Origin of the sequence: Burkholderia sp. SIMBA_051, assembly GCF_046534915.1 — a bacterium.
In the GTDB taxonomy this organism is placed as follows: Bacteria; Pseudomonadota; Gammaproteobacteria; order Burkholderiales; family Burkholderiaceae; genus Burkholderia; species Burkholderia ambifaria.
Genome location: NZ_JAWRXS010000954.1, coordinates 1 through 233, shown reverse-complemented (window position 1 = coordinate 233; position 233 = coordinate 1). Strand labels below are relative to the sequence as shown.

The following is a 233-nucleotide window of genomic DNA, read 5'->3' as shown; positions in this document are numbered from 1 at the left end:
CGACACATCGTGCTGTGTCGATTCCGCAGTGAAGTGGCGGCGCCGAGTCGCCTCGCCTTCTTCGAGCAAATCAGGCGGCTTGCGGAGATACCTGAGATCGCATTCACGAACTTCGAGTGCGGGCCAAACATCTCGCCAGAGGGATACGGTCTGGATCTCGCCGATGGCTTCATGATGGATTTCGACAGCCGCGACGAGTGTTATATCTATCTCGCGCATCCGACTCATCGCGC

1 protein-coding gene is annotated in these 233 nt (G+C 57.9%); it reads left to right on the top strand.

The features are described 5' to 3' along the window. On the top strand, positions 1-233 hold a 233-nt coding region (locus SB771_RS37320; protein WP_410722319.1), incomplete at both ends, for a Dabb family protein.